The sequence below is a fragment of the Mesorhizobium sp. M1E.F.Ca.ET.063.01.1.1 genome, assembly GCF_003998155.1.
In the GTDB taxonomy this organism is placed as follows: Bacteria; Pseudomonadota; Alphaproteobacteria; order Rhizobiales; family Rhizobiaceae; genus Mesorhizobium.
In genome coordinates this window covers 1-4,860 of record NZ_RZSC01000446.1, presented here as the reverse complement: position 1 = coordinate 4,860, position 4,860 = coordinate 1, and the positions used below count along the sequence as shown (strand labels likewise).

5 protein-coding genes and 1 pseudogene are annotated in these 4,860 nt (G+C 67.3%); 3 read left to right on the top strand and 3 right to left on the bottom strand.

Features of this window, described 5'->3' with window-relative positions; translation table 11 throughout:
* From EOA29_RS25010 to EOA29_RS25000, 3 genes and pseudogenes are all read right to left on the bottom strand, one after another.
* Positions 1–424: pseudogene (locus EOA29_RS25010) on the bottom strand (CCA tRNA nucleotidyltransferase); the annotation flags it as partial.
* Positions 421–1,053, bottom strand: coding sequence for a CoA pyrophosphatase (locus tag EOA29_RS25005; RefSeq protein WP_126092347.1), 633 nt, complete (start codon positions 1,051–1,053; stop codon positions 421–423). The pseudogene EOA29_RS25010 and the gene EOA29_RS25005, both read right to left, overlap by 4 nt.
* Entirely contained in the window at positions 1,053–1,682 is a 630-nt protein-coding gene (locus tag EOA29_RS25000) for a DUF1285 domain-containing protein (protein WP_126095793.1), read from the bottom strand. The genes EOA29_RS25005 and EOA29_RS25000 overlap by 1 nt, the downstream gene beginning before the upstream one ends.
* A 154-nt stretch (positions 1,683–1,836) precedes the next feature.
* On the opposite strand from EOA29_RS25000, the gene EOA29_RS24995 reads away from it, so the two are divergent.
* The 3 genes from EOA29_RS24995 to EOA29_RS24985 form a co-directional block, all read left to right on the top strand.
* Entirely contained in the window at positions 1,837–2,841 is a 1,005-nt protein-coding gene (locus EOA29_RS24995) for a MoxR family ATPase (RefSeq protein ID WP_126092346.1), read from the top strand.
* A complete protein-coding gene (locus tag EOA29_RS24990) occupies positions 2,841–3,851 on the top strand; it encodes a DUF58 domain-containing protein (RefSeq protein WP_126092345.1) in 1,011 nt (336 codons plus the stop codon). The genes EOA29_RS24995 and EOA29_RS24990 overlap by 1 nt, the downstream gene beginning before the upstream one ends.
* On the top strand, positions 3,848–4,860 hold a 1,013-nt coding region (locus tag EOA29_RS24985), incomplete at its 3' end, for a BatA domain-containing protein (protein WP_189478978.1). The genes EOA29_RS24990 and EOA29_RS24985, both read left to right, overlap by 4 nt.

The following is a 4,860-nucleotide window of genomic DNA, read 5'->3' as shown; positions in this document are numbered from 1 at the left end:
GGTCGACGCCCGTCCCGTCGGCGTCGGCATAGAGCGCGTTGATGGTGAAGTCGCGGCGCTCGGCGTCGAGCTTCCAGTCGCGTCCGTAGATCCCTTTCGCCCGCCGGCCGTCGGTCTCGATATCGGCTCTGAGCGTCGTGACCTCGTAGGCCTTGCCGCCGCCGATCGCCGTGATCGTGCCGTGCTCGATACCGGTCGGCACCGTCTTGAAGCCGGCGGCCTCGGCGCGCCGGATGGTCTCCTCGGGCACGGTCGTGGCGGCGATGTCGATGTCGGCGACCGGCTGGCCGATCAGCGCATTGCGCACCGCGCCGCCGGCCACGCGCGCCTCCTCGCCGCCCTCCTTCAGCGCGGCGAGCAGCCGCTGCAGATGCTTTTCACCGAGCCAGTCCGCCCTGCCCGAAAGAGACACCTCGGCACTCACGCATAGAGCCTTTCATAGAGCGTGCGGATGATACCCGCGGTGACGCCCCAGATGCGCTGGCCGCCATAGGGCATCTCGTAGAAGAACCATTCGAGGTCGTTCCACATGCGGCTGTCGCGCGCATGGTTGGCCGGGTCCATCAGGAAGCGCAGCGGCACTTCGAAGGCGGCGTCGACCTCGTCGGCATTGAGCGTCAGCGAAAAGCCGGGCCGCACCACGGAAAGCACCGGCACGATGCGGTAGCCGCTGCCGGAAACATAATCGGGCATCCGGCCGATGATTTCGATGTGGCCGCGGTCGAGGCCGATCTCCTCGAAAGTCTCGCGCAGAGCCGCGGCATCGGGGCCGGGATCCGTCGGATCGATCGTGCCGCCGGGGAAGGCCACCTGCCCGGAATGGCTGCGCAGCTTCTCGGCGCGCTTGGTGAGCAGCACGGTCGCGCCATCGGTGTGATCGATGACCGGGATCAGCACCGCGGCGTCGCGCAGCGGCTTTATGTGCTTCAGCCTGGGGTGGCCGGGATTGAAGCGATGATCGCCGAACTCGTCGCCGGCTTGCACCTCGGCCTGCGCCGCGGCGCGCGCGCGAAAATCCGCGATCGAGAACGGCACCGGCGCCACCTGGTCCATCACCCGCTTAGCCGCTCGAGTTTTTCGGCCGGCATGATCGGATAGACCTCGCCGCCGGAGCGGACGGCGAACATTGCCTTGCCGTCGATATCGATCTCCTCGCCATGTTCGACAAGCTCATACATCACGGGCCGCGCCACCAGCGCCTCCAGCCGACCGCGCACCAGCACATAGGGCTTGAGCCCGCCCGTCGCGTCCTCGTCGACGAAGCGCAGCGGATGGCCGGCTCCGGCCGTGACCACGTCGCCGACATTGGTGCGGAAGGTGATGACCTGACCCTCGCCGGTCCCCGACACGTTCATCTCGACGGCGATGAAGGGCGCGTCGGCGACGCGGATGCCCACGCGCTCCACCGGCGTCACCAGGTAGGTTCTGCCGTCGGCATCCTTGCGCAAGACGCTGGAAAAGAGCTGCACCAGCGGCATGCGCCCGATCGGCGTGCCGAGATAGAACCAGGTGCCATCGGCCCTGATCTCCATGTCGAGATCGCCGCAGAAGTCCGGATTCCAGCGCTCCACCGGGGCCGGTCCCTTGCCGGCGCGCGCCGCGCGCGAGATCAGCGCTTCCAGCCCACGCGCCTCGGTGGCGCCGGTCAAACTCTGTTCGCGATGCTCGACACGTTCGGTCATGGTCACGAAATAGTCACTGTTGTCCCGATTGTCAGCCTTGTCGGCCCAAGTCTGTGATTTAAGTTCGAATGCAGACGCCAGGAGAGGCCGAATCGCGGCATTCTGCGACTTTGAGAATGCAGGCCGGTATTTCCAACCACAAGGATCGAACGGCATGAGCGTGATGATCAAGGAAAGCCCGTTGAGCGACAAGGCGATGATCGAGGAGGCCGAGAAGGCGCTGGCCGACATCTCGAAGGCCCGCGACGCCGTCGGGAGGGTGATCTTCGGCCAGGAAGCCGTCGTCGAACGCACGCTGGTGGCGTTGCTTGCCGGCGGTCACGCGCTGCTCGTCGGCGTGCCGGGTCTCGCCAAGACCAAGCTGGTCGAGACGCTTGGCATCGTTCTCGGTCTCGATTCCCGCCGCGTCCAGTTCACGCCCGATCTGATGCCTTCCGACATCCTCGGCTCCGAGGTGATGGAGCAGGACGAATTCGGCAAGCGCTCCTTCCGCTTCATTTCCGGGCCGATCTTCACGCAGCTTTTAATGGCGGACGAGATCAATCGCGCTTCGCCGCGCACGCAGTCGGCGCTGCTGCAGTCGATGCAGGAGTATCACGTCACCATCGCCGGCGCCCGATACGACCTGCCTTCGCCCTTCCATGTGCTGGCGACACAGAACCCGCTGGAGCAGGAAGGCACCTATCCGCTGCCCGAGGCGCAGCTCGACCGCTTCCTGATGCAGGTCGACATCCTTTACCCGGATATCGAGGCCGAGCGCCGCATCCTGCTCGAAACCACCGGCGTCGAGGAGGCCAAGGCCGACAATGTGCTGCAGCCGGCTCGGCTCAAGGAAATCCAGACGCTGATCCGCGGCATGCCGGTGCCCGAGAGCGTCGTCGAGGCCATTCTGAAGCTGGTGCGCTCGGCCCGTCCGGGTCAGGGCAATGCCGACACCGACAAGCACGTCGCCTGGGGTCCGGGTCCACGCGCCAGCCAGGCGTTGACCCTGTGCGCCCGGGCTCGCGCACTATATGATGGCAGGTTGGCACCGTCGGTCGACGACATCCGTGCCTTGGCCGAGCCGGTGCTGCAGCATCGTATGGCGCTGACTTTCGCTGCCCGCGCCGAAGGCACTTCCGTGCGCGACGTGGTGGCGAAGCTGGCAAAAGGCATCTGATGGGTCGAATAGGCGAGGTCCAGGCACCGGTTGCGACGCGCGACGCGCTCGCCCGTGGTCGGTTGCGGGCCTCTTTGGTGCCGGATCTGCTGGTCGAGGCCCGCCGCATCGTCAACACGGTGATCGCCGGCTGGCATGGCCGCCGCAAGCGCGGCATCGGCGAGAATTTCTGGCAGTTCAGGCCCTATGTCGAAGGCGATTCCTCGCGCATCGACTGGCGCCGCTCTGCCCGCGACGATCATACCTATGTGCGCGACCGTGAGTGGGAGGCTGCCCACACGGTGTGGCTGTGGGCGGACCCCTCCCCCTCCATGCTTTACAAATCCGCGGGAGCCAGCGTTTCCAAGGAATCGCGCGCGTTGGTGCTGGCGCTCGCAATGGCCGAGCTTCTGTCGCGCAGCGGCGAGCGCATCGCCTGGCCGGGCCTCACCGACCCGTTCACGGCCCGCAACGGCGCCGAACGCATCGCCGCCCAGCTCAGCCACGCCGGCGCGCTGCCGGCCAAGCCCGACCTGTCAGCCATCCGCCGCTTCTGCGATATCGTCATCGTCAGCGATTTCCTCGATCCGGTCGAGGAAACCATGGGCTGGCTCGACGTGCTCGCCCGCCATGGCGTGCGCGCGCATCTGATCGAGGTCGCGGACCCGGCCGAGGAGACCTTCCCCTATGCCGGCCGCACCGAATTCACCGATCCGGAAACCGGCGACAAGCTGACCGCCGGCCGCGCCGAGATGCTGGGTGAGGAATACCGCCTGCTCTATACCGCCCGCCGCCAGGAACTGGCCGGCTGGTGCAGGCGTCTCGGCTGGAGCTTCACCGTCAACCATACCGACCGCCTCGCCTCCGAAGCGCTGGTGCGTATCCACATGGCGATGACCGCCGACAGCACCCGTCCAGGGCTGACCTCCAGTCATGCCGGGTTGACCTCCGGTCATGCAGGGCTGGCTGCCGGCGCCAGTCATGCGAGGCTGACCGCCAGTGGCGGTCTCGCCGGAAAGGCGGTCGCATGAGCTGGCTGCCGCTTTCCTTCGGCGCGCCGATGGTGCTGTGGGGCCTGCTGGCCCTGCCGGTGATCTGGTGGCTGCTGAGGCTCACGCCGCCCAGGCCGCAGACCGAGGTCTTTCCGCCGCTGAGAATCCTTGCCCGGGTCCTCAGGCGCGAAGAGACGCCGCATCAAAGCCCTTGGTGGCTGACGCTGCTTCGCCTGCTGATGGCTGCCCTCGTCATCGCAGCGCTTGCGGAACCGGTCTTCAATCCGCGCGAAAAGCTGCCGGCGGAGGGCTCTGCGCTGGCGTTGGTCATCGACAATGACTGGGCAAGTGCGGCCGATTGGGGCAAGCGCGTCGCCACCGCCGAGCGGCTGATTGCCGATGCCGGCTCGAACGGCGTGCCGGTCGTCATCGCCTTCACCGCCGAGAAACCCAATGCCGAGATCGGCCCTTTCGATGCGTCGGCCGCGCTTGATCGGCTGCGCGCGGCAAAGCCGCGTCCGATCCCGACCGACCGCCCCGCCGTCTATGCCCGTGTCGCCGCCACATTGGAGCGCCTGCCGGGTGCCAGCGTCGCCGTGCTTGCCGATGGCCTGGCGGCCAACGGCGACGAAGCGGCGTTCAAGATGCTTCTGGAAAAAAATGCCGCGCGGCTGGTCTGGGCCACCTCCGACCGGATCTCGCTCACCGGCCTGACCGATGCCGACAACCAGGTCGACGGCTTTGCGCTGACCGCCATCCGCGCGCCGGGCGATCCGGCGCCGGCGCAGGTCACCGCGGGCGCCTTCGACGACAAGGGCCGCCGTATCGCCGACGCGACGCTGACCTTCGCGCCGGGCGAAACCACCGCCACCGGAACGATGGCCGTGCCGTTCGAATTGCGCAACGACTTCGCTTCGATCGCGCTCGACGGCGAGCACCAGGCCGGCGGCGTGCGCGTGCTCGACGAAAGCTCCAAGCGCCGCCGCGTCGGGCTCTTGTCGCAGGCCGAGGCCGACCAGGCGCAGCCGCTCTTGTCGCCGCTCTACTA